The sequence below is a fragment of the Streptomyces sp. NPDC033270 genome, from assembly GCF_055576575.1.
Window position 1 is genome coordinate 112,170 of the sequence record NZ_JBVIRA010000024.1, and the last position, 19,163, is coordinate 131,332.

The 19,163-nt window shown below is 69.3% G+C and carries 12 protein-coding genes and 1 pseudogene; 4 read left to right on the top strand and 9 right to left on the bottom strand.

All coding sequences use genetic code 11. The annotated features are described in order from the left end of the window. Positions 1–200: 200 nt before the first annotated feature. A complete protein-coding gene (locus ACZ5XZ_RS29225; RefSeq protein ID WP_468983233.1) occupies positions 201–6,215 on the bottom strand; it encodes a hypothetical protein in 6,015 nt (2,004 codons plus the stop codon). A gap of 114 nt (positions 6,216–6,329) precedes the next feature. Next, positions 6,330–8,567, bottom strand: a complete 2,238-nt coding sequence (locus ACZ5XZ_RS29230; protein WP_468983235.1) for a hypothetical protein — start codon at positions 8,565–8,567, stop codon at positions 6,330–6,332. 866 nt (positions 8,568–9,433) lie between these two features. On the opposite strand from ACZ5XZ_RS29230, the gene ACZ5XZ_RS29235 reads away from it, so the two are divergent. Continuing rightward, the gene (locus ACZ5XZ_RS29235) at positions 9,434–9,940 is read left to right on the top strand and encodes a hypothetical protein (RefSeq protein ID WP_468983238.1); all 507 of its coding nucleotides are present in this window, start codon (positions 9,434–9,436) and stop codon (positions 9,938–9,940) included. Positions 9,941–10,301: 361 nt separating this feature from the next. Here ACZ5XZ_RS29235 and ACZ5XZ_RS29240 read toward each other — a convergent pair. Continuing rightward, a pseudogene (locus tag ACZ5XZ_RS29240) lies at positions 10,302–10,442 on the bottom strand (flavin reductase family protein); the annotation flags it as partial. A gap of 120 nt (positions 10,443–10,562) precedes the next feature. Here ACZ5XZ_RS29240 and ACZ5XZ_RS29245 point away from each other — a divergent pair. Further along, the gene (locus tag ACZ5XZ_RS29245; RefSeq protein WP_468983240.1) at positions 10,563–11,009 is read left to right on the top strand and encodes a recombinase family protein; all 447 of its coding nucleotides are present in this window, start codon (positions 10,563–10,565) and stop codon (positions 11,007–11,009) included. Here ACZ5XZ_RS29245 and ACZ5XZ_RS29250 read toward each other — a convergent pair. The 6 genes from ACZ5XZ_RS29250 to ACZ5XZ_RS29275 form a co-directional block, all read right to left on the bottom strand. Then, positions 10,930–11,589, bottom strand: coding sequence for a hypothetical protein (locus ACZ5XZ_RS29250; RefSeq protein ID WP_468983242.1), 660 nt, complete (start codon positions 11,587–11,589; stop codon positions 10,930–10,932). The two genes, ACZ5XZ_RS29245 and ACZ5XZ_RS29250, sit on opposite strands and share 80 nt — an antisense overlap. Positions 11,590–11,632: 43 nt before the next feature. Then, positions 11,633–13,045: a hypothetical protein gene (locus ACZ5XZ_RS29255; RefSeq protein ID WP_468983244.1), complete on the bottom strand. Its 1,413-nt coding sequence runs from the start codon at positions 13,043–13,045 to the stop codon at positions 11,633–11,635. A gap of 13 nt (positions 13,046–13,058) precedes the next feature. Then, the gene (locus ACZ5XZ_RS29260; protein ID WP_468983246.1) at positions 13,059–14,147 is read right to left on the bottom strand and encodes a WXG100 family type VII secretion target; all 1,089 of its coding nucleotides are present in this window, start codon (positions 14,145–14,147) and stop codon (positions 13,059–13,061) included. Next, positions 14,144–14,473 (bottom strand): hypothetical protein, encoded by a 330-nt coding sequence (locus ACZ5XZ_RS29265; protein ID WP_468983248.1) that lies wholly within the window; start codon positions 14,471–14,473, stop codon positions 14,144–14,146. The genes ACZ5XZ_RS29260 and ACZ5XZ_RS29265 overlap by 4 nt, the downstream gene beginning before the upstream one ends. A 565-nt stretch (positions 14,474–15,038) precedes the next feature. Further along, a complete protein-coding gene (locus ACZ5XZ_RS29270; RefSeq protein ID WP_468983250.1) occupies positions 15,039–15,347 on the bottom strand; it encodes a hypothetical protein in 309 nt (102 codons plus the stop codon). Next, entirely contained in the window at positions 15,341–15,757 is a 417-nt protein-coding gene (locus ACZ5XZ_RS29275) for a hypothetical protein (protein WP_468983253.1), read from the bottom strand. The genes ACZ5XZ_RS29270 and ACZ5XZ_RS29275 overlap by 7 nt, the downstream gene beginning before the upstream one ends. Before the next feature lie 605 nt (positions 15,758–16,362). Between ACZ5XZ_RS29275 and ACZ5XZ_RS29280 the strand changes: the two genes are divergently transcribed. Both ACZ5XZ_RS29280 and ACZ5XZ_RS29285 read left to right on the top strand, forming a co-directional pair. Further along, complete coding sequence (locus ACZ5XZ_RS29280) at positions 16,363–16,503, top strand: potassium-transporting ATPase subunit C (protein WP_468983255.1); 141 nt, start codon at positions 16,363–16,365, stop codon at positions 16,501–16,503. A gap of 220 nt (positions 16,504–16,723) precedes the next feature. Beyond that, positions 16,724–19,153: a sensor histidine kinase gene (locus tag ACZ5XZ_RS29285; RefSeq protein WP_468983326.1), complete on the top strand. Its 2,430-nt coding sequence runs from the start codon at positions 16,724–16,726 to the stop codon at positions 19,151–19,153. The last annotated feature ends 10 nt before the right edge of the window (positions 19,154–19,163 follow it).

Here is a 19,163-nt window from a genome sequence, read left to right on the forward strand (position 1 = left end):
CGCACTCCACGTGATGCGTCATCGGAAAGATGTCGGCCTGAGCGAGTCTCGGAAAAGCCCAGGTCAGGGCCTGTTTCTCGGCTCGCTGCCGCGCGTGCGGGCTCCCAGAGCGTCAATCGAGCGTCACGACCGACAGGGCCTGCGCGACGACCTGCCCTGTTACCTCAACCAGGACCTGCTCCTCCAACTGTCACACGCTGTCACGCGCGGAGTGCCATGCACTGGCGCAGCAGCGGTTCCAGGCGCAGCAGAGTGTGCTCACGGTCGAACACCTGGAGGGCGTCAAGACAGGTCACGATCCACCGCGCCTCGTCCTCGTCGACCTCACCCTTGACCGCCACGGCGGTCAGCGCGCTCTCCCAGTCAAACGATCCGTCCTTGTACTCCTCCGCCAGGGCCCGGTAGCCGGTGGCGAGCAACGGATCCGCGTACAGACCCGTGTCCGTGGCGAAGGCGTGGGCGCGGGCCCGGTCGGTGCGCAGGTCGGCCAGGCGATGCAGCGCCTCGTCGGGGTCGTCCAGTTCGAGATGCAGCCGGTGGGCGTCGCCGACCAGCCCCGGCCAGCCGCCGGTCAGTTCGTGGAGCCGGTTCAGCCGGTCCTCGCGCTGGAACATGTCGACGCGCTGCGCCCAGCCGCGCAGGCTGCGGCGGTCGTGGCGGCGCAGCACCACCGGGGCGGCCGAGGTGGGTTCCGTGCCGGTCAACAGGGGGCGCCACAGGGCCAGCTGGGTGGTGTCGGTGACGAGGACGACCGCGCGGGTCACCCCCGGGGTGAGGGGCAGCAGCGTCTCGGCGAGGTCGGCGGCCTCCCGGCAGGTCTCGGGACGCACCGGGTCCCGGTAGTTGACGAAGTCACTAATGACGACACGTCGTTCGCGGGGACGTCCGCCGGTGAGTTCCTGCTTGTAGACGCTGGGCTTGCCGACGGGCGGCAGCGTCCAGCCGGCGATGCCCGCGGTGAGCGTCCGCAGGGTGCGGGCGACGTCGACCACACCAGTGGCGGGGCTGCCCAGGACGACCCTCGCCTGGTTGGACCGCTGGCCGAGGAGGTCGTCCAGCTGGGTGTTGGTGAGCGGTGCGGGTCGGCGGTCGGGCAGCTCGGGACGGCCTTCCTGCACGATGCTCTCCTGGAGCTCACACTCCTCCTCGGCCCTGAGCAGGCGGGCTTCCACCTCGTGGGAGGTGCCGATCATGCGTAGGGCGTTGGGACCGCGCAGGTGCCAGCCCAGACCGTCGTGGTTGGGCGCGAGAATGCCGAGGCCGACCATCTCGGAGAGGTAGGCGCGGAAACCCTCGGTGTCGAGCTGTTCGAACCCCTTGCGCCAGTACGTCTCGCACTCTTCGCGCAGTTCGGTGTCGCTCAGCCGCACCTCCAGACCCCGGTGGCGGGCGTGGTAAGCCAGCACGTTGGCGATCACGTCGTACCGGTGGTCGAGGCTGAGGGTGTCCTTGAAGGCCGCCGAGATGCTGTCCCTGAGTCCGGCGTCCGACTCCACGACCTCGATGTCGGCGAGTTCCACTGGGTACGGAGGTCCCTCGGCGCCGCGCCGAGCCCGCTTGCGGTGCATCAGCTCCACTAGCCGGTGGCCGAACATCTGGAGCAGGAACGGCTGGTAAGAGCAGTAGCCGAGCACCCGGTTGACCAAATCCATGTCCTGGAACTCGAAACCGAGTGCCCGCATGGGCTCGACGAGTAGCTCGGCGGCGAACTGTGGGGCGAGCGGGCCGATCACCTTCGGGGTCTGAGCGAGGTGGCCGAACGGCCCGTTGCTCGCAAGTTTGGCGAACCGCTGCACCGAGTGCAGCCCGGCGAAGACGACCTTGGCCCGGTCCTTGGTGTCGTCCCCGAGGCCCTTGAGCCTCTTCGTCTGGTTGAACCGGGGTGCGTCTGCCTCGAAGAACTGGTCGCACTCGTCCAACAAGATCAGCAGCCTGCGACGCGAGTCCGTGTCGGTCCATGCCCGGATGCCCGCGCGCACCCGCTCGGAGATGTCGGAGACGTCCTTCGCGGACCTGCGGCCCTGCGGCCGGTCCAGTACCTGCGCCTCGGTCAGCTTCCGGTCCAGGACGCTCCACAGCGCCTCGGGCCCGAGCGAACTGCCCTTGCCGATGTTCTCTTGGTCGAGGTTCACGTATACCGCATGGTGGTAGCCGGGACGCTGCTCCACGAACCTGTCCCCGGCCTCGGCGAGCAGTGCCGACTTGCCGAGCCCCCGGCCGCCGTAGATGACCTGGGTGCCGCGCGGGTCGATGATGCTCTTGCGTTCGGCGTCACGGCCATAGAACATCTCGCCGCCGATCCGGCCGCGCTTCTCCCGGATGTACGGGTTGACGCCGGAGAACGGAAGCAGTGTCTGCGTGGCCGTGCTGACCTGCCGGTTGCCCCATGCCGCGAGGTAGGCGAGGGCGGCGTCGTCCACGACCAGCAGGGGCTGCAACCGGTCTGAGCCGACAGCGAGTTCCACGCGGGCCTCGCGACTGAGCGTGCCGAAGTAGGCGACGAGGAGGCCCGCACCGCTGGTGTCGCGTTCCGCGAGGCTCATGACGACCTTGGCGGGCGGGCGCCCCCACACCATCAGCACCCGCAGCGTGCCGCCATGCTCCCGGATCTGCGAGCCGAAAGCGGGCGCCTTCGCCCTCCCGTTGATCTCCACCTCGGTCGCCTCGAAGAAGCGGTACTCACGCCGGCGCAGGTTCGGCGACCGCTCGTCGAGCGGTCTGGCGCTCTTGGCGTCGTAGCCGAGGAGTTTGAGAAGCGGGGGCAGCTGCCGCCGCCCGGATACTTCGAGCCGGTCCTTCGGCTCGGTCGCGCCAAGTTCCCGCCATGCGTCGAGGGCGTCGGCCGCCAGCGCGGCCTCGTCGGTGGACAGAGAACCGTAGTCGAGGACTGGAAGCGTCGGATGCTTGGCACCGGACCGGACGAGGTCCACGAATTCGCGGTCGATGCCCCGGGGCAGCCCGTCGGGCACCGCAGGGAAGAACTCGGTCAGGTGGGGTTCGCTGCCCTCGATCTCCGGGACCGGTTCGCCGATCTCCAGGAAATAGACGAGGTCAGCCGCGGTAGCCAGGCCGCCGGTGTCCAGGTGGCGCAGGATCTGAGCGCGCCCGTCCGCGGTGAGGTCCAGGGCATCGAGCCGGGCCCGGATCCGGTCAGCGGCCTGCTGCCGGAAGTCGGGCAGGTCGCTGCGCGCGGTGTCGAGAGCTCGGCGTACGTCCCTCAGGTCGTGCATGCCGGTCTCCTCGAGCCGGTCACGGGCATCGGCCAGCAGCTCCTGCAGGCGCAGGTCCTGGTCGTCGGTCACGGCGCCGTCGGCCTGTGCGCGGTGCAGCTCGGCGACGAGTTCGTCGTGTTCGCTGCGCAGCTCCGCACGCCGGGCGGCCTCCCGCTCGTCGATCTCGGCCAGGGCGAGCGGGGCGAAGTCGCCGGCCTGCGCGGCGGGCAACAGCTCACGGCCGGCCAGCTCGACGATGGTACGGACCGCGGTGAAGGCATCGCGGGAGAGCCGCTCGTCGAGGGCGTCCTGCCAGGTGCGGTCGACCGCGGTGAGGAGCCGGTCGAGGGACGGCCGCTCGCCAGGGGTGTCGCAGACCTTCAGCAGCTCCGCGTCCAACACCTTCTCGGGGGTGATCGAACCGCCGGGACGTGTGGTCGCGGAAGCACCGGCCAGCAGGACGAACAGCTCCTCCATCGAGGCACGTGCCGCCCAGGCGGTCGCGGCGGCGACGGCACCTGAGCGCCGCGCCAGCTGTTCCAGTTCAGCGAGCAGCGCCTCCTTACCGTCCAGGAGCGACCGGCGCAGAGAGGAGATCTCCTTGATCGCCCGGTTGCCGTCGGAGCGATCGCCGCGGCGGATGCCGTCGACCGCCAGACACCACTCCTTGGCCAGGCCGACGGCTCGCTCCACGAGTTGCACCAGGTCCTGCCGCCCGGCGCCCTGGAGCGGTTTGCCGCTGGAACGGTACTTGCGGTCCATGCGGTCGATCTCATTGTTGATCTCGGTCAGCTTCGACAGGCGTTCGACCTTTTCCCGAACCTGCGGCACAACGTCGCGCTGGTCGCGGACCACGGTCGTCAGCAGCGACCCCAGCATTCCTCCGTCAGCAGCCAGCCAACGCTTGGCGATCTCCGTCGCCCGCGCGAACCGCAGCCTCGGCGGCACGAGCAACGCACGACACTGCTCCCCCAGCTCCCGCAGCCCGGCCTCCGTCTCAGAGACGTCGGCGATGACGACCAACGGGGAGGCGATCATGAGGACGCCACTGAGGGCACGGTCGGCGACGGCAGTCGCGACCTCGGCGAGCCGGTCCGGCAGACGGGGCACCAGCGCCTTGAGCTGGGCTCCCGCCAGGTGGTCGCCGGTGATCAGTGCCGTACGCAGCAGGGCGGGCAACAGCAGGAGCTCGCTGCCCTCCGCGTCGCGGCCCGCGTAGCCGCCATACTGCTGGAGCACGCCCGTGGTCAACCTCGCACCCTGGCTGTCGCCGGAGGTGAGCATCGCGGCGGCACCGGCCAGGCGGAGCGCCGTCACCTGCGGCTCGGGGTGGTCGGCGGCACGTGCCACGTGGTGGGCGAGTCCGAAGCGCCGCTCAACGACGAGCCGAGCCAGAGCCCGCTCGGCGTCAGTCTCGTCGGAGTCGTCGTCCTCAGCCGCTTCCCAAACCGGCGCGTCCTCGTCCCTGAGTGTGGTGGGAATGAGCACCGTAGTAAGCCGGTCCGGGTCCGTGCGGGTTGACGGGTCGCTGTCGGCCGGTGCCGCGGTCTGCGCATGGAGGGAGTGGGCCGGCTCGGGACCGGCCGTCCGGGCAGGCTCGGCGGCTTCGGGCGCGGAGGCAGGGTCGGGCACGGTCTCCTCGGTGGAGTGACCGGCGGCCTCCTCCTTCGGCCCTGCCGGATGTACCTCCCCGTGCTCCACGGTCGTCTCGGCGTCGGCGGGTTCGGTGGTGCCGTCCGCCTCGGCTCCGGCGCGTTCGCGAAGAGGCTCCTCCGGCTGAGGCAACGACAGTTCGGGGGCCATGACTGCCGCCATGGCACACGCGGGCAGCCCCCGCACGACCTGCTCCTGCAGAGCCAGGATCTCCGCCGCGGCGTCCGCCTGCCGTCCCAGCCGAATGAGCTGGGCCAAGGCCGTGAGTGCGGCGCTCTCCACCCGTTGCGCCTGCTCCCACACCGGTGTGTCCAGCAGGTGGCGGGCCGCGCCTCGCACGGCCTCGGCGGCAGAGGTGGCGGGGCTGTCCGAACGGCAGACGACATCCAGAAGTTCGTGCAGGGTCTCCCGTGTCCGGAGGTCATGTTCGTGTGCCGCTCGGTGCGCGTCCGCGGCGCGGGTCATGTCCTCCAGCCGACGAGGCACGCCCTCGACCCCCGCTGCACAGAACACCGCCTCGGTGCTGTCGAACACGCCGCTCAGCGCGGCCAGCTGTGCGAGGTCCTCGTCCTGCGGAGGGCGGCCGTCCGTAACCGCACCAGCCACCTTCTCCACTGCTTGCCGGGCTCGGGCGAGGGCCGACTCCAGCTCCCGGCAGACCTCATCCGGCCGCCTCGCCTCGTCGGTTCGGTCATCGTCGGCCGCCCCTGCGGACACGTCGTTCGAGACGGGCACGAGCGGCGGCCACTGCTCCTCCGTCGCGCTGGGCGCGAAGCCCGGGTGCGCCGCCACGATCGCCCTTGCCACGTCACCGACAGCGGCGAGTCGTGGCGTCTCGTTCTCGTCGGCGGTCGCCGCGAACCAGTCCTGGTCCGCGGCCCAGGCAAGGATGTAGGCATCGGCGACGGAGGCACTGCAGTATGCGAAGATCGTGGCCCGGACCAGCGTCGCACCCCACCGGGAAACGGGGTCGGAAGCGGACTTGCCGTCCGCTGCGATGACGTACGCGATCACCTGGTCCATCACTGTCTGCGTGAGGCCCCTGATCCCACAGTTGCATGCGTGCTGCCGGGCGTCGCGCCGCAGCCGGGCGAGAACGTCGTGACACAGAGCAGGGCCGGCCCGTCGCGGAGCCGCCATGCGGATGCCCAGGTTGCCGAGCAGCTTCTGCCGGTCCTTGGGCGGCAGAGAGTTGAAGGCGAGTTCCACCATGTCGACGGTGAGGTCGTTCAAGGCGGCGGCAGGATGCTCCAAGGCGTTGAGAGCGGCGGCCAAGCCTGCGAGTTCCTCGGCCGCGGTACTCGGCGGGGACAACGGCGGCCCCGTCACGACGTGGTAGCAGTCATGCATGTACACGCACTCCGTTTCTGTGGTTGGTCCTGCGGGATCGGCTCACCCGATACCGAGGAGCCTGAAGAGAGGAACGGGACGTGAGGGATGCGGCGGAAGCCTTGGGTACGCGGATCAGCGGCAGCGCGTGTGTTCGATGACGAAGGTGTAGCCGTAGGGCAGTTCCCAGCCGTCCGCCTTTCCGAGCCTGCGGCAGTGCTCCCGGAAGGCCGCTCGCTGGCCTTCGCTGGGCGAACAACCCGGCCGCAGGCGACGGAGGTGGCCGGAGATGAATTGCGGCGTCGACAGCCCCACACCGCCCGGTTCCGTGTCCGTACCGCCCCACGGGCGTATCACCCGACGCCGGACCGGGCGGTAGCCGATGAGAGGGATGGTCGGCTCCCTGTCGCGCGCCGGGAAGTGCGGCTGACCCCAGGCGTCCCGACTGCCGAGGGCCGGCGCCAGGAGCCGTGCCGCGAGCAGTTCCGCGACCGCCGCTTCCAAGGCGACGGCCTGTGACCGGGCCGGCCGGCGCCCGTATACCGCGCCCGGCAGGACCGAGCGGTCCATCAGGGCATGGCCGTCCAGGGTGAGCAACCCACAGCGGCGCACCGTGCGCATCACCAGCTGCCGGGACCCGAGCCCGACCGCGCTGTCTCCATGGCGGTCACTGCCCGGGGCGTCTTCCCTGGTGAGCACACGAGGGTCGTAACAGTGCCCGGTCTCGCGGTCGCCGACCTGCACCCGTTCCTCGAGCAGCGTCGTGGCCAGGCGGATCACTGTGCTGCCACGGAGACGGCGCAGTTCAAGCAGCAGGCCGGGGAAGAAATCGTGAGGCCAGGCAATGCCGGTCAACCGGCCCGAGTCGTGACCGAGTTCGGCGGTGACGTCCTGCGTCGCCTCTTTGGCACCCGACACCTCGCCGACATGGTCGAGTTCGAGGCGTAGCCTGGGGCGCGCGCCACGAGACCGGCCAAGGTCCTCCACGACGTACGGATGCAAGGGGAACCAGCCGTCGATGAGATGAGCCAGCCGCAGGGGTGCCCGCCAGACGGTTTCCTTCGCGTCGTTCCGCAGGAGTTCACCGACGCCGAGGGAGGCGTCGTCGGCGAGCGACGAATCGACCGGGTCCAGCTCCGCTTCCGACTCCGACTGCGCAGGCAGTGTGGACGTCCAGCCGCGTCCGGCCGGGGTAAGGGGGTCTCCGGGTGCCTCCGTCTCGCCGGGATGATGGGTCCGCCACACGCCTCCGCCCTCGAAGGCGTCGTCGAGAGTGATCCGGGAGCCGTTCTCGAACAGGCCCTGGTCGCTGTCCCCTTGGACTACGTCGGCGAGCGCCACGTTCGCCCGGCACACGGCGGCGGCGTACCCCACTCCCCTGAGCGGTTCCGTCGCCCCCGGGAACCCGCGAAGCCTCGGTCCGACCGCTGTGTACACGGTGACCGGAGCGGTGAGGCCGTAGCGCCGCCTCGCCGGGGTGGCCGCGCGTTCCACAGCCGCCGCGAGAGATCTGAGGTCGTCGCCGCCCAGCGGCCCTGTGTCCCGCCAGCAGTCCGCGAGGGAGGCCCGGGTCAAGGCGTAGTGCCCCCAAGTTCGCACCACGGTACTGGAGTTGATGACACCCCGCACCGTGTCGAGGAGACCGAGCAGACCCGCCCGCAGGTCGTCGTCGTGCGTGCCGCCCACCAATGCGGCGAGGGACACGGGGACGAACGGGCTGAGAAGCTGCTCCCGTGCCGTCGTCAGGAGATGATGCGCATAGGCCGTCAGGTCGTCGCTCCGAGCTGCCTCCCTGGACGGGTAGCACACGTCGACGACGACATGCCCGTCCTCGTTGATCCAGCGTCGGCGTGTGCGTAAGCGGTGGAGCTGGGCCGATGACAGGCTCAGAGCCGGGCCGAAGGCGTGGAGATCCGGGACCAGGAGCTCCCTTCGCCGTGGCGCAGCACCGTCCCCCGGCCTGCCCGGACCCTCGGCGCCCGCCGGCGCCCCCGACACCCAGGCCGGTACGTCACCGAGGGCATCCACCTCCGAGTGGGCACCCTCCCGATGGACGATCTCGGCGTACAGCGGCTCCGACCCGGTGGCGACGCACACCATGGCACCGACCGGGAGCACGGGAGCGCACTCACCGAACGTGATCACGGGGAAGTCGTCAAGGCACAACGGACTGCCACCGTAGCCGTCGCCGCCGAGGTCGTACCCGAAGTACACGGCGTTGAAGGCGACGGTGGTGTGCACCGGCGCCGACCGGGCCGCGACAACAGCTTCGAGGTAGCGGCGCAGCCGATCCCGTTCCTGGTCGGATACGGCGTCGTAACCCTTCGTCATGACGGAGGTCAGCAGGGCCCGGTCACCGTACGGATCAGGCACCCCCGTCCCCCTCCCCCCGCGTTCGCCAACCGTTGCTGACACATACGGGTCCCCACCCATGACACCTCCGCCGCACTACAGGTCATCCCGGCCCGCCTGCGGTAATTCCCGCAGAGTATGCCCGCGCTTGGGGTTCCTGCGGCACTTTCACCACATTGCGATGGCTGACAGCGGCTTGCGCGGAACACTTCGGCACCGTCGCAACATCTGCTCTCACACACCACCAGCATCGTGAATGCCGTCGCGGGTGCCCGGCGAATGGGCTCGGCAACTGATTCCGTGCGGCGATTCTGCTGCCGTGACCGACGCGTCCGGCGTCAGCCTGTGGCACCCGTACGGGGGGGCGGGCACGCGCGAGCATGGCATGCCCGCCGTATCTTGGCCGTCAGCCCGCATCCCGTCGAGTGGAGCCGGAGTCGTGAAGTACACGTTGACGGAGCCGCAGGTCGTCTTGTTCCTAGAGATCGCGGCTGCTTCTACCGCCGTGTCCCTCCCGCCCGCCAAGACCCATACAGCCTGGGCACTGGAGCAGCGCGGACTGCTCAAGAGAACCTGGCGCGGCAGTGGGCACGTCGCAGTGGTCACTGCGGACGGCCGCTATTACCTCAAGCACGGCAAGCATCCCCGGGGGGCAGGCCGAGAGGGAGCGGCTGGAAGACGACGCCGCTCAAGCCGCTCGTGCCCCTGCCAATGGAGCCGAGTTGATCTCCCGTCTGCAGTCGACCTCGAGGAAGATCACGGTCCCTGATCCCGCCCCTCAGACCCGGGGCCAGTGGCGGGCTGCCTATTACAGCGCGCTCCATCACGGGCACGTGCCAGCAGGGCACAAGCTGCGATGGCACGGTCGGCAGCGAGGCAACTGTGTCTTGGTCGACGAGGAAACCGAGAAGGCGGCCCAGCCTCTCCCGGTGCCGACCGTCGACGTCCCGGAGAGCCTGGCTCGCCCTCATCGTCTCGTCCGCGCAACGCGCAAGGCTCTCGGCCGGTTTCAGGGCGCGGTCGACACGCGGGGCAGAGCCGAGGTCATTCCTCTGTACGTGTCCCGCCCGCTCGCCGACCGGGCCCTGCGGATCATGCACGCGCTTCTGACCGCGGCCGAGAGCCGTGGCTACACAGTGGAGACCCAGACCGGCCTCCATCGCGGTGAAGCCGTACACACGCTGGCGATCGTGATCCGGGGCCGGTCTTTCCCCTTCGTCCTGACGGAGTGGACGGCCAAGGTCCCGTACGAGCCGACCCCGCAGGAGCTCCGCCGACGCGGACCTGCACTGCTCCTGCATCTTTGCGGCCCGTCCAAGGATCACCACGCACTCCACGTGATGCGTCATCGGAAACAGTCCCAGGCAACGACCGCCATGTCTGAGCTCCGATGACGCCGCCCGTCACCCCGCGCCGCCCCGGGCGCAGCCGCATACCCCCGTGCGTAACCGAGGAGGTCCCGCCACGGCATTGGGCATCAACGGCGCCGGCCTCGCCTTCTCGGGGCGAGTCAGTCAGCCTTCCCGGGCCATACGGGCATCCGAGACCAAGATCCGGATCATTCACGGACCAACGCCCAGAGGACCGGAGCCATCACCACCGTTTGGGCAGGTCAACACAGCTGTGGTGTGTGTACCACCAACAGACGAAGAACCTGCTGGTAAGTAACTCGCCGAGGACGGCAGCTCGCCTCCAGTGATTGCTGCATTTCTCCCACCTGGGCTAACGTCAGCCCAACCGATACCACTTTCTTCGGAACTTCGCAGGTGCGAGGTTGTGCGTCCCGTCCGCCGAGATCGTGGAGACCCAGGCGATCGGTCGCGGCACCACCGTCGCCGTCAGCAGCCGGTAGAAGTCGTTACGGGACATGTCAGCGGGATCAAAGTCAGTGCGCATGGTGATCAGTATCCAGGAGGACGACTGCGGGTCGTATAGCGGATCCACTGCACCACAAAACCCCTGAGTTCGGCGGAGAGTGCCCGGTATCGGAGCCGACGAGCACCAGGAGCCGACACCGTGTCCACCGCCCCAGCCATAGCACCAACCGTCTGGGAAGACTTCGACGTCCCCGCACACGCCCGCGGCGGCCAGGTCACCCTCAACCTCCACGACCACCTGGCCGCCGCCTACGCCCCGAAGCGCCCCGGTGCCTATCTGCGCATCTCCTCCGACCGCTTCGGTCTGGAGGCTGGCGTCGACCGCCAGCTTGAGGACGCCCAGGACACCAGGTCCCGCCTGCGCTGGGGTCCGTTCGCCAAGGTCTACCGAGAGAACGACACCCCCGCCTTCAAGAAGCGCAAGGTCATCAAGCCCGACGGATCCATCGACTGGATCGTCCTGCGCCCCGAATTCCGCCAGCTCCTCGCCGACCTGGCCAACGGAGTCATCGCCGGCGTGATCTTCTACGACCTCGACCGGCTGGTCCGCCGAGAAGCGCGCGCAGCTCGGCGCGGCTGTCCATGATGACCCCGGCAGCGGGGTCGTCCGGAGCGTACAAGCCCGGGGACCGGTCGCCCGGGTGCGGCGGCTCGGGGGTCTTCACCGTGCCGTCGAGCCGCAGCGTCCCCTTCCCCGACCGGCCGCCGCCCATGGCGGTCGCCGTGACCTCGGACTCGTATTGCCGGGAGTTCCGGCCGGTCTTCAGAACGGAGTGGTGGACCTGAGCGATGGTCACCTCCCCGATACGCGGACCATGGGCAGTGATCGCGGCTAGCTGTGGCGTGTTCTCCTTCGCCGAGGAGAACAGCATGACCAACGGGAGCGTCAGCGCCGCCAGGGCCAGTACGACGAGCGCGGACCGGCTCTCGGGCCACCAACGGGTCCGATGCCGCCCCACCGGGACGGGCGGGTGCCAGGCCAACGCCGTGCGCTCCGTCTCTGCCGACCCGCTGCGCGCCCGCAGCCACCACGTCAGGACCGCTGCGGCGGACACCGCCAGACAGGCCAGCAGATCCCAGCGGGGGTACGGGGCGACCTCGCGCACCACCAGACAGACCACGAACGCGGCAGCGCCCGCCCAGGCCATCGCGGCGGCTGCTGCCACCGCGCGATCTCGTTCCCGCACCCGAACATGTCCTTCATCTCGGTCACCTTTGACGCCGTGGTTGCCGTGGGCCGGGGCCCGTTCCGCCGTCTCGGCCCGGCTCGCCGACCAACCGCCGCAGGTAGACCGTGCGCCGCCGCAGAATCAGCAGGAACCCCGCCACTGGTCCTCCCACGGCCGTGGCAAAGCACATGCCCGACAGTGGCCCACCGTCGTAGCCGGCCCCCGCGACGATCAGGCATACGGCGAGGAAGCCGAGCCCGAACCCGTACAGTCCCGGTCGATGCACGGCCGGCTGCCACAGCGCGTACGGTCCGACCGCGCGCAGCGGACGGGCGTCCGGGAGGGGACGGTCCACCGGCTCGCCCTGGGGAAGCTCCGCAGCACTTCCCGGCGGCGTCAGCCCGTAGACGTACCGTTCGTCGTCCAGGACGAGCACGGCTCCGACGCACCAGTCCGGTGGATGCTCCTCAAGTGGCGCCCAGTAAAGCCATCCGGCCCTGCCTTCGAGGGCTGCGGCAAGGGCTTGCGGGTCGAGGCACCGGTCGATGAACAGCTCACGTGTGCCTTCGGGGGAGGAAAGGCGCAGGGCGGGGGACAGCTTGGTGTGGGGGTCACGGGAGGACTTCTTGGGATCGGGTGCCGCGAGGCATTGTCCGGCGGCCGCACCCGCGATGTGGACACGCAGCCTGCGCCCCGGTCTGTCGCCGAGCACGGACCGGAGAGTCATCGGCTCTGCCCCGGACTTGAGCCCTACGAGGAACAGCGCGATGGGGAGGGCGCCGATGAGGGCCAGGAGGCTCATCTCGCGCGGTGCGGCCGGGCCTCCCACGAGGGAAGCGAGCTCCGCACGGCCGGTCAGGATGATTCCCAGGCACGGGGCATCCGGGGCGTAGAGCCCACCCGTGAACCGGTGACCGGTAGTCAACCGGTCGGGTGTGGTCGCCGTCCCTTTCAGGCGCAGTGTCTTGCCGTGCTTGGCGGGCCCCGGAGCCTCGACGGTGACCACGGACTTGTACGACGTACCGGTCTTGGAATGATTCCGGTACGAGTGATGGATTTTCGTGATCGTGACGGGTGCGATGCGGTAGTCGTGCCGGGTAATGGCGGCCAGTTGAGGAGTGTTGTCCAACGTCGAAAAACCCAGGAGCACGAGTGGCATGGACAAAGCCCAGACACCGAGTGTCGCGTATATGCCGCGCGCCGGTGGCCACCACCAGCTGCCCTGCTTCGGCCCGAGTGCCGGGGAGCCGGCCCATCCCCGCCGGGAACACCACCGTCCGGTCGCCCGCAGCCACCACGCCAGGAACGCCACAGCGGAGAACGCCAGACATGCCAGCAGATCCCAGCGCGGATACGGTGCGACCTTCCGCACCAGCAGGCAGATCAGGAACGCCGCGGCGCCGGCCCATGCCAGCACCGACGCCGCCGCGGTTCCACGGTCCCGCTCTCTCATCCGACAACATCCTTCACCCGAAAACGTCCTCCACGGACCCCTTCTTCGGGCCCTGTGGCGTGTCAGCGGCCTTGCTCTCCGTCGCGTCCGCCGGAGGGAACATGGCGTTGTGCAGCTCGCTACCGATGGCTCCGGCGCCGCCGTAGATGATTCCCTGGGCCGGACCCTCGATCGAGAAGTGCGGGCCCTCCCGGCCGGGTGGCAGATGCGTGTTCGCACCGTGTACCGCGGCGCCTCCCGCACCACCGCCGACCCCGTTGACCCCCGCATTCCACAGCATGTCGCGACCGCTGACGTCGTTCGACAGGTCGTTGTCGAGGTTCTTCGTCCCATCGACGGCGAGCCCGCCGACCATGCTTCCCGTTGCGCCGCCCGCTATGTCACCGAGCAGCGGCCGGCCAGCTTTACCCAGTCCGCGGGCAACCGCGAGTCCGGGTCCGGTACCGGCCAGGGACGAGAGGCCGCCTTGCCACGTCGCGTCCCACAAGTTGGTGTCCTGCCCGGTGAGGGTGTTGGTAATGACGGTGCCGCCGGTATTGCTGGCCCAGTTGACCAGGACGTTCTTCAGAAAACGGTGTTCCTTCGCCAGCCGGGAGACGGCTTTGAATGCCTGGCCGACCTTTCGGAGGATGGTGCCGAGCGTCTTGGCGAGTTTGGCCGCCCGGGCGGCCAGCTGGGCGGCTCGGGCAGCCCCCGCGGCCGCCGAGAAGCCCATGGTCAGAAATGACATGCCGACCGAGATACCGATGGAGATACCGATCTCCAGGTAGATCTTGTGGATCTCGTCGTTGATCTCCTCAATGGCATCTGCCGCCTCGTCGAGGCTCTTTGCCGCCTGTGGCAATTGCGGCAGGGACTTGTCCATTCCCGCATTGAGGTTCTTCCAGTGTTCCACGAAGGAGTCGGCCGCCGCACCTCGCCACCCGGAATCCAGGGTCCGCTGCACGTCGCGATCCAACGCCTGAAACATGGACTGGAGGTTGTCGTGGAGGTCCCGCCAGCCCTTGGCGGCGGCGCGGAGGGTCTCCGGATCGCCGCCGGGATTGATGATCTCCAGGCCGGCCTCGAAGACCTGCTCCGCTACGGACTCGTCACCGCTCATGCGTGACGCCCCTGGTCGAAACCGGTCGACAGGGACTCGTCCGTCGCCGTGGCGTTCTGCTGGACCTGGCGCAGTCCCTGGCTGATCTGGTCGAGGTGCTTGCGCAGTTCGTTCAGCGTCTCCGCCATGCCGGTGGACATCTCGATGTATGCCGAGGTGACTTCCTCGGATTCGGTGAGAACGCCGAATCCATCATGAATGACCTCGGCATCGGCCTTCCCCTGGAACTCCTTGATATAGCTCTCCAGGTCCGACCCATGGCTTTCGAAGCTCTTCGACAGCCTGGAGAGAGCCGCCGCATCCACTAACGACTCGTTTTTGGACATGAGTCACCCCTTATCGCTCCCGAAACGGCCGACGGAATCCTGCTGCCGTGGTTCCGGCATCGTGGTGAGGGACCGTCGTGCTGACCGAGCTTAAGGAAAGACGATCATTGGAAGACTGGCCGGAAGCTTTCTTGTCACGTTCTTGTTGGACTCTTTATGCAGAGGGGAGTTGAGGGCGAGGCGGGGTGAGTGGCTTCGCGGTCCCGTTTGCCGAGTTCTTCCGCGCTCGGGCGTCCATCTGCCGGACTCCCCTGCGCTTATAGTCGGCCTGCGGGGCGCATCAGGGCGAACCGCCGCGGCTGGATACGCGCATTGCCTGGGGCAGGAGTTCGCCGCTATCCCCGCCGTTGGGACCGCACCCTGGCCAGGATGCGGCTCGGACGGAGGACAGCCATCCCGGCAGCACGATCCGCGCCACCATCCTCAACCAGACAGGCACCGCACCGACTTTCTGCTGCCACATCGGGACCAGCGCCAGCCGAAAAGCCGGGCGCCGCTCACGTACGTGGGTCGGTCTACCGGATACAGCGGCCCACACATCGGCAGGAAGTCCAGGTCAATCCGGTCACTCCGGGATGACGTCCTCAACGACGGTCTCGGCGAACCGCCACCATCCCTCGTTGCCGAACGCCTCGGCCCGCAGTCCCTCTTCCCTTGCAAGACGGGCCGCACGGGCGTGGGAGATGTTGTCGAAGGCGTCCGGGTCCACGCTGAGGTATCCCCGCTCATCGCGTTCGCCGGTGCGCAGCAATTCTCGCAGGGCCACCTCTTGGGCCCGTGCTTCGACGGTGGCGTAGCCCAGTTCCGGGGGCAGATGGGCGATCCGCGCCCTGCGCCATCGGTCGATGGCACCCAGCCCCACGACGCTCACCATGGACAGCAGCGACAAGGCACAGAACACAACGGTGCCCACGGTTTCGTCGACATCCGCCGGGAGCCGGGGCGCCACCCGGCCCTCGGGTCCGCCGCGACGGTGATGGTGTCACCGCGTTCGGCCCCCACACCCCGTGACGGCATGGCGGAGCCGGGGACCGCCCTGCCGTGCGCATCCGCCAGCTTCAGATAGCCGACGGACCCGTTCCTGCCCTGCACCGTGTACGTGCCGACGATCTCAGCCCGCACGGTCCGGCCATCGCGCTCGAGCAGATAGCCCTCATAGGCGTCGGCCCCGGCAGCCAAGGAGGCCAGGGGAAGGACGAAGACAAGCAACAGCACCAACACGGCCGGCCTCTTCACCCTGCCCATCGGCAGCACCGAAACGATGAGGCCGAGGAGGCACAGCACAGCGACGGTCCACGTCAGGCACAGGCACCTTCGGCATCAGCCTGACCAGCACCGCCGGGCCCAGGCCCGCGAACAGACAACCGGTCACCGCCAGGCACCGGGACCGCGCCGGTCGCCACCCCTCGTACCGCGCGCCGGGCGGCGCGGTCACCGGACGGAACCTCAGCACCCCGCCCAGGTCGCCGCCACGGCCACCAACCTTCACCGCGGCCACGATGTCGCCCTCAGGCCGCAGGACATACCCCGCCTCACGCGCGGCCGCCGCCAGATCAGCCGAGGCCAGAGTTGCATAACGAGGCGCCCGGATCCGGACCGCACTCACTGTGCTGGCGATCGTGGGCGGCTTCCTGTGTCTCACAGCAGCCGTCATCGGGCCCCGTTACATCAAGACCTGGCAGCGGAAGAACCTGGAGCTGCTCGAACGTTTCCGTCAGCAGCAAGCCGCACAGTTCCCTGTGCCTCCTCCCCCTCCTCCTCCAGCTGCCAACCCAGGGCGCAAGCTGACGTGACGGCAGGTCGACGAGCTCCATGCGGGCAAGCCTGCCTTACGTCGCCCACCCTGCGGGCGGGCACGGCACTGTGACCACGGCCCGGTCGCAGGCCAGGTGGCGAAGGCCCGCCGGCTCCGCCCCGGCCAGGTCGAGCGGCTGCTCGCCGACCACGTCCAGGGACCCGTCCGGGGGTTTCCGGGTCAGGAACGCGTCAAGATCGTCGCGCTCCACCACGATGTCGACGGGCTGATGTGACCATGGGGCACGGAGCAGACCTATGCCGCCCGGCCACCCGGGGATCCCTCGCAGTACCAGGCGACGTGGGACGTGTGCGGGACCGGTGAGGGTGAGGTTTTCGGTGGCGCCGAGGGGTGACGCAGCCGATACGCCAAGCGTTGGCGAAGGCGTAGGCGTGCGGCCAGGAAAGCTGAAGGTGTTTCTCGGGGCAGCACCCGGGGTCGGCAAGACGTACCGGATGCTCGACGAGGGGCGCCGGCGTGCCCGTCGCGGCACCGATGTGGTGGTGGCGTACGCCGAGTGCCATGCCCGGCCGCACACCGAGGAGATGCTCGAAGGGCTGGAGATACTGCCCCGGACGCACCGTGAATACCGGGGAGGCACCTTCAGCGAGCTGGACCTCGACGCCGTCCTCAGCCGCAGCCCCGCCGTCGCACTCGTCGACGAGCTGCCCCACACCAACGTTCCCGGCGGCCGTAACACCAAGCGATGGCAGGACATCGAGGAGATCCTCGCGGCGGGGATCGACGTCGTGACCACCGTCAACGTCCAGCACCTGGAGTCGCTCAACGACGTCGTCGAGAAGATCACCGGGGTCCCGCAGCGCGAGACCGTTCCCGACGAGGTCGTCCGCCGCGCCCACCAGATCGAACTGGTCGACATGCCCGCCGAGGCGCTACGCCGGCGGATGGCGCACGGCAACATCTACCGGCCGGAGAAGGTCGATGCCGCGCTCTCGCACTACTTCCGCGTCGGGAATCTGACGGCGCTGCGGGAACTCGCGCTGCTGTGGGTCGCCGGGCGGGTGGACGAGACCCTGCAGAAGTACCGTTCCGAGCACGGCATCGGGACGGTGTGGGAGACCCGCGAGCGCGTCGTGGTGGCGCTCACCGGCGGTCCGGAGGGCGAAACGCTGATCCGTCGGGCGGAGCGGATCGCGGACCGGTCCTCCGGCGGCGATTTGCTGGCGGTACACGTCGCGCGCAGCGACGGGCTCGCCGACGCCTCCCCCGCCGCGCTCGCGAAGCAACGCGCCCTGGTCGAGAGCCTGGGCGGCAGCTACCACTCGGTCGTCGGCGATCATGTGCCCACCGCACTGCTGGACTTCGCGCGTGCCGAGAACGCCACCCAGCTTGTCCTGGGCACCAGCCGCCGCAGCTGGCTGTCCCGTCTGGTGGCACCGCGCGGTATCGGCGAGGACACGGTCGAGCTCTCCGGCGACATCGACGTCCACATGGTGACCCACGAAGGGGCCGGCCGCGGACGCCGGTTGGCAGTGCCCGGCCGCCGGCTTCCTTATGCGCGCCGCGTCGCCGGTCCGGTGGCCGGCCTCGTCCTCCCCGTCCTGCTGACCGCCGCCCTCATCCACATTCGCGGCACCCTCAACCTGACCAGCGAGGCCCTGCTCTTCCTGGTCACCGTCATCGGGGTGGCCTGCCTGGGTGGCGTCGTCTCCGCGCTGCTCGCCTCCCTGACCGCCTCCCTGCTGCTGAACTACTACTTCATTCCGCCGAGCGGGCAGTTCACGATCACCGAACCCAACAACGCGCTCGCCCTTGCGGTGTTCGTGGTGGTCGCGGTGACGGTCGCCGTCCTCGTCGACCGTTCCCTCCGGCTGGCCCGGCGCGCGGCGAGCGCCACCGCGGAGGCGGAGACCCTCTCCTCTATGGCCGGCAACATCCTGCGCGGTGACCAGGCGGTCTCGATACTCCTGGAACGCACCCGCGAGACCTTCGGTATGGAGTCGGCCGAGCTCGTCCCGCGTTCGGATCGGGAGAGCGACGTGGAAGACGGCGGTGGCGGACTCGTGAAGGTGCCGGCCGGGCCGGACCGGGTGCTCGTCCTGCGAGGCCGCCGCCTCCCTGCCTCCGAACACCGCGTACTGACCGCCTTCGCGGCCCACCTCGCCGCTGCGCTGGACCACGCCCGTCTCGCGGAAGCCGCCGCCGAGGTCGAACCGGTGAAGGCTGCGGACCGGATGCGTACGGCGCTGCTCGCCGCGGTCAGCCACGACTTGCGGACCCCCTTGGCCGCCGGACGCGCCGCCGTCAGCTCCCTGCTCAGCACGGATGTGGAGTTCTCCACGGCGGAACGGGACGAGCTGCTGACGACGGCCGACGAGTCGCTCGTCAAACTCAACCGCCTGGTGGACAACCTCTTGGACATGAGCCGACTCCGGGCCGGCGCCTTGACCCTGCGCCTTCAGCCCACCGCGTTCGCGGACGTCCTGCCCCTGGCACTCGACACCCTCGCCACGACACCGGTGCCGATCGAGTCCCAGGGGCTGGCGGAAATCTGCGATGTGCTCGCGGATCCGCCCCTGTTGGAGCGCGTCATCGCCAACCTGGTGACCAACGCGGTCCGGCACTCGCCCCCACAGCAACGGGTGCTGGTCAGTGCCAGTGCCCTCGGCCCGCGGGTCGAACTGAGGGTCGTCGACCGGGGGCCGGGCCTGCGCCCCGAGGACCGGGACCGCATCTTCGTACCCTTCCAGCGCCTGGGCGACAACGACAACGCCGCCGGGCTGGGACTCGGGCTCGCTCTTTCCCGGGGGCTGGCCGAGGCGATGGGCGGCACGCTCACCCCCGAGGACACCCCCGGGGGCGGGCTGACCATGGTGCTCTCCTTGCGGGCCGCTGCCGTGGAGGAGCCCGCAGAACTCACGTAGTCCCAGTCTC

Bases quoted from the DNA above. Each gene is read 5' to 3' on its own strand.
- ACZ5XZ_RS29260 (WP_468983246.1), bottom strand. From the start codon at position 14,147: ATGAGCGGTGACGAGTCCGTAGCGGAGCAGGTCTTCGAGGCCGGCCTG.
- ACZ5XZ_RS29265 (WP_468983248.1), bottom strand. From the start codon at position 14,473: ATGTCCAAAAACGAGTCGTTAGTGGATGCGGCGGCTCTCTCCAGGCTG.
- ACZ5XZ_RS29285 (WP_468983326.1), top strand. From the start codon at position 16,724: ATGCTCGACGAGGGGCGCCGGCGTGCCCGTCGCGGCACCGATGTGGTG.
- ACZ5XZ_RS29270 (WP_468983250.1), bottom strand. From the start codon at position 15,347: ATGGTGAGCGTCGTGGGGCTGGGTGCCATCGACCGATGGCGCAGGGCG.
- ACZ5XZ_RS29225 (WP_468983233.1), bottom strand. From the start codon at position 6,215: ATGCATGACTGCTACCACGTCGTGACGGGGCCGCCGTTGTCCCCGCCG.
- ACZ5XZ_RS29255 (WP_468983244.1), bottom strand. From the start codon at position 13,045: ATGAGAGAGCGGGACCGTGGAACCGCGGCGGCGTCGGTGCTGGCATGG.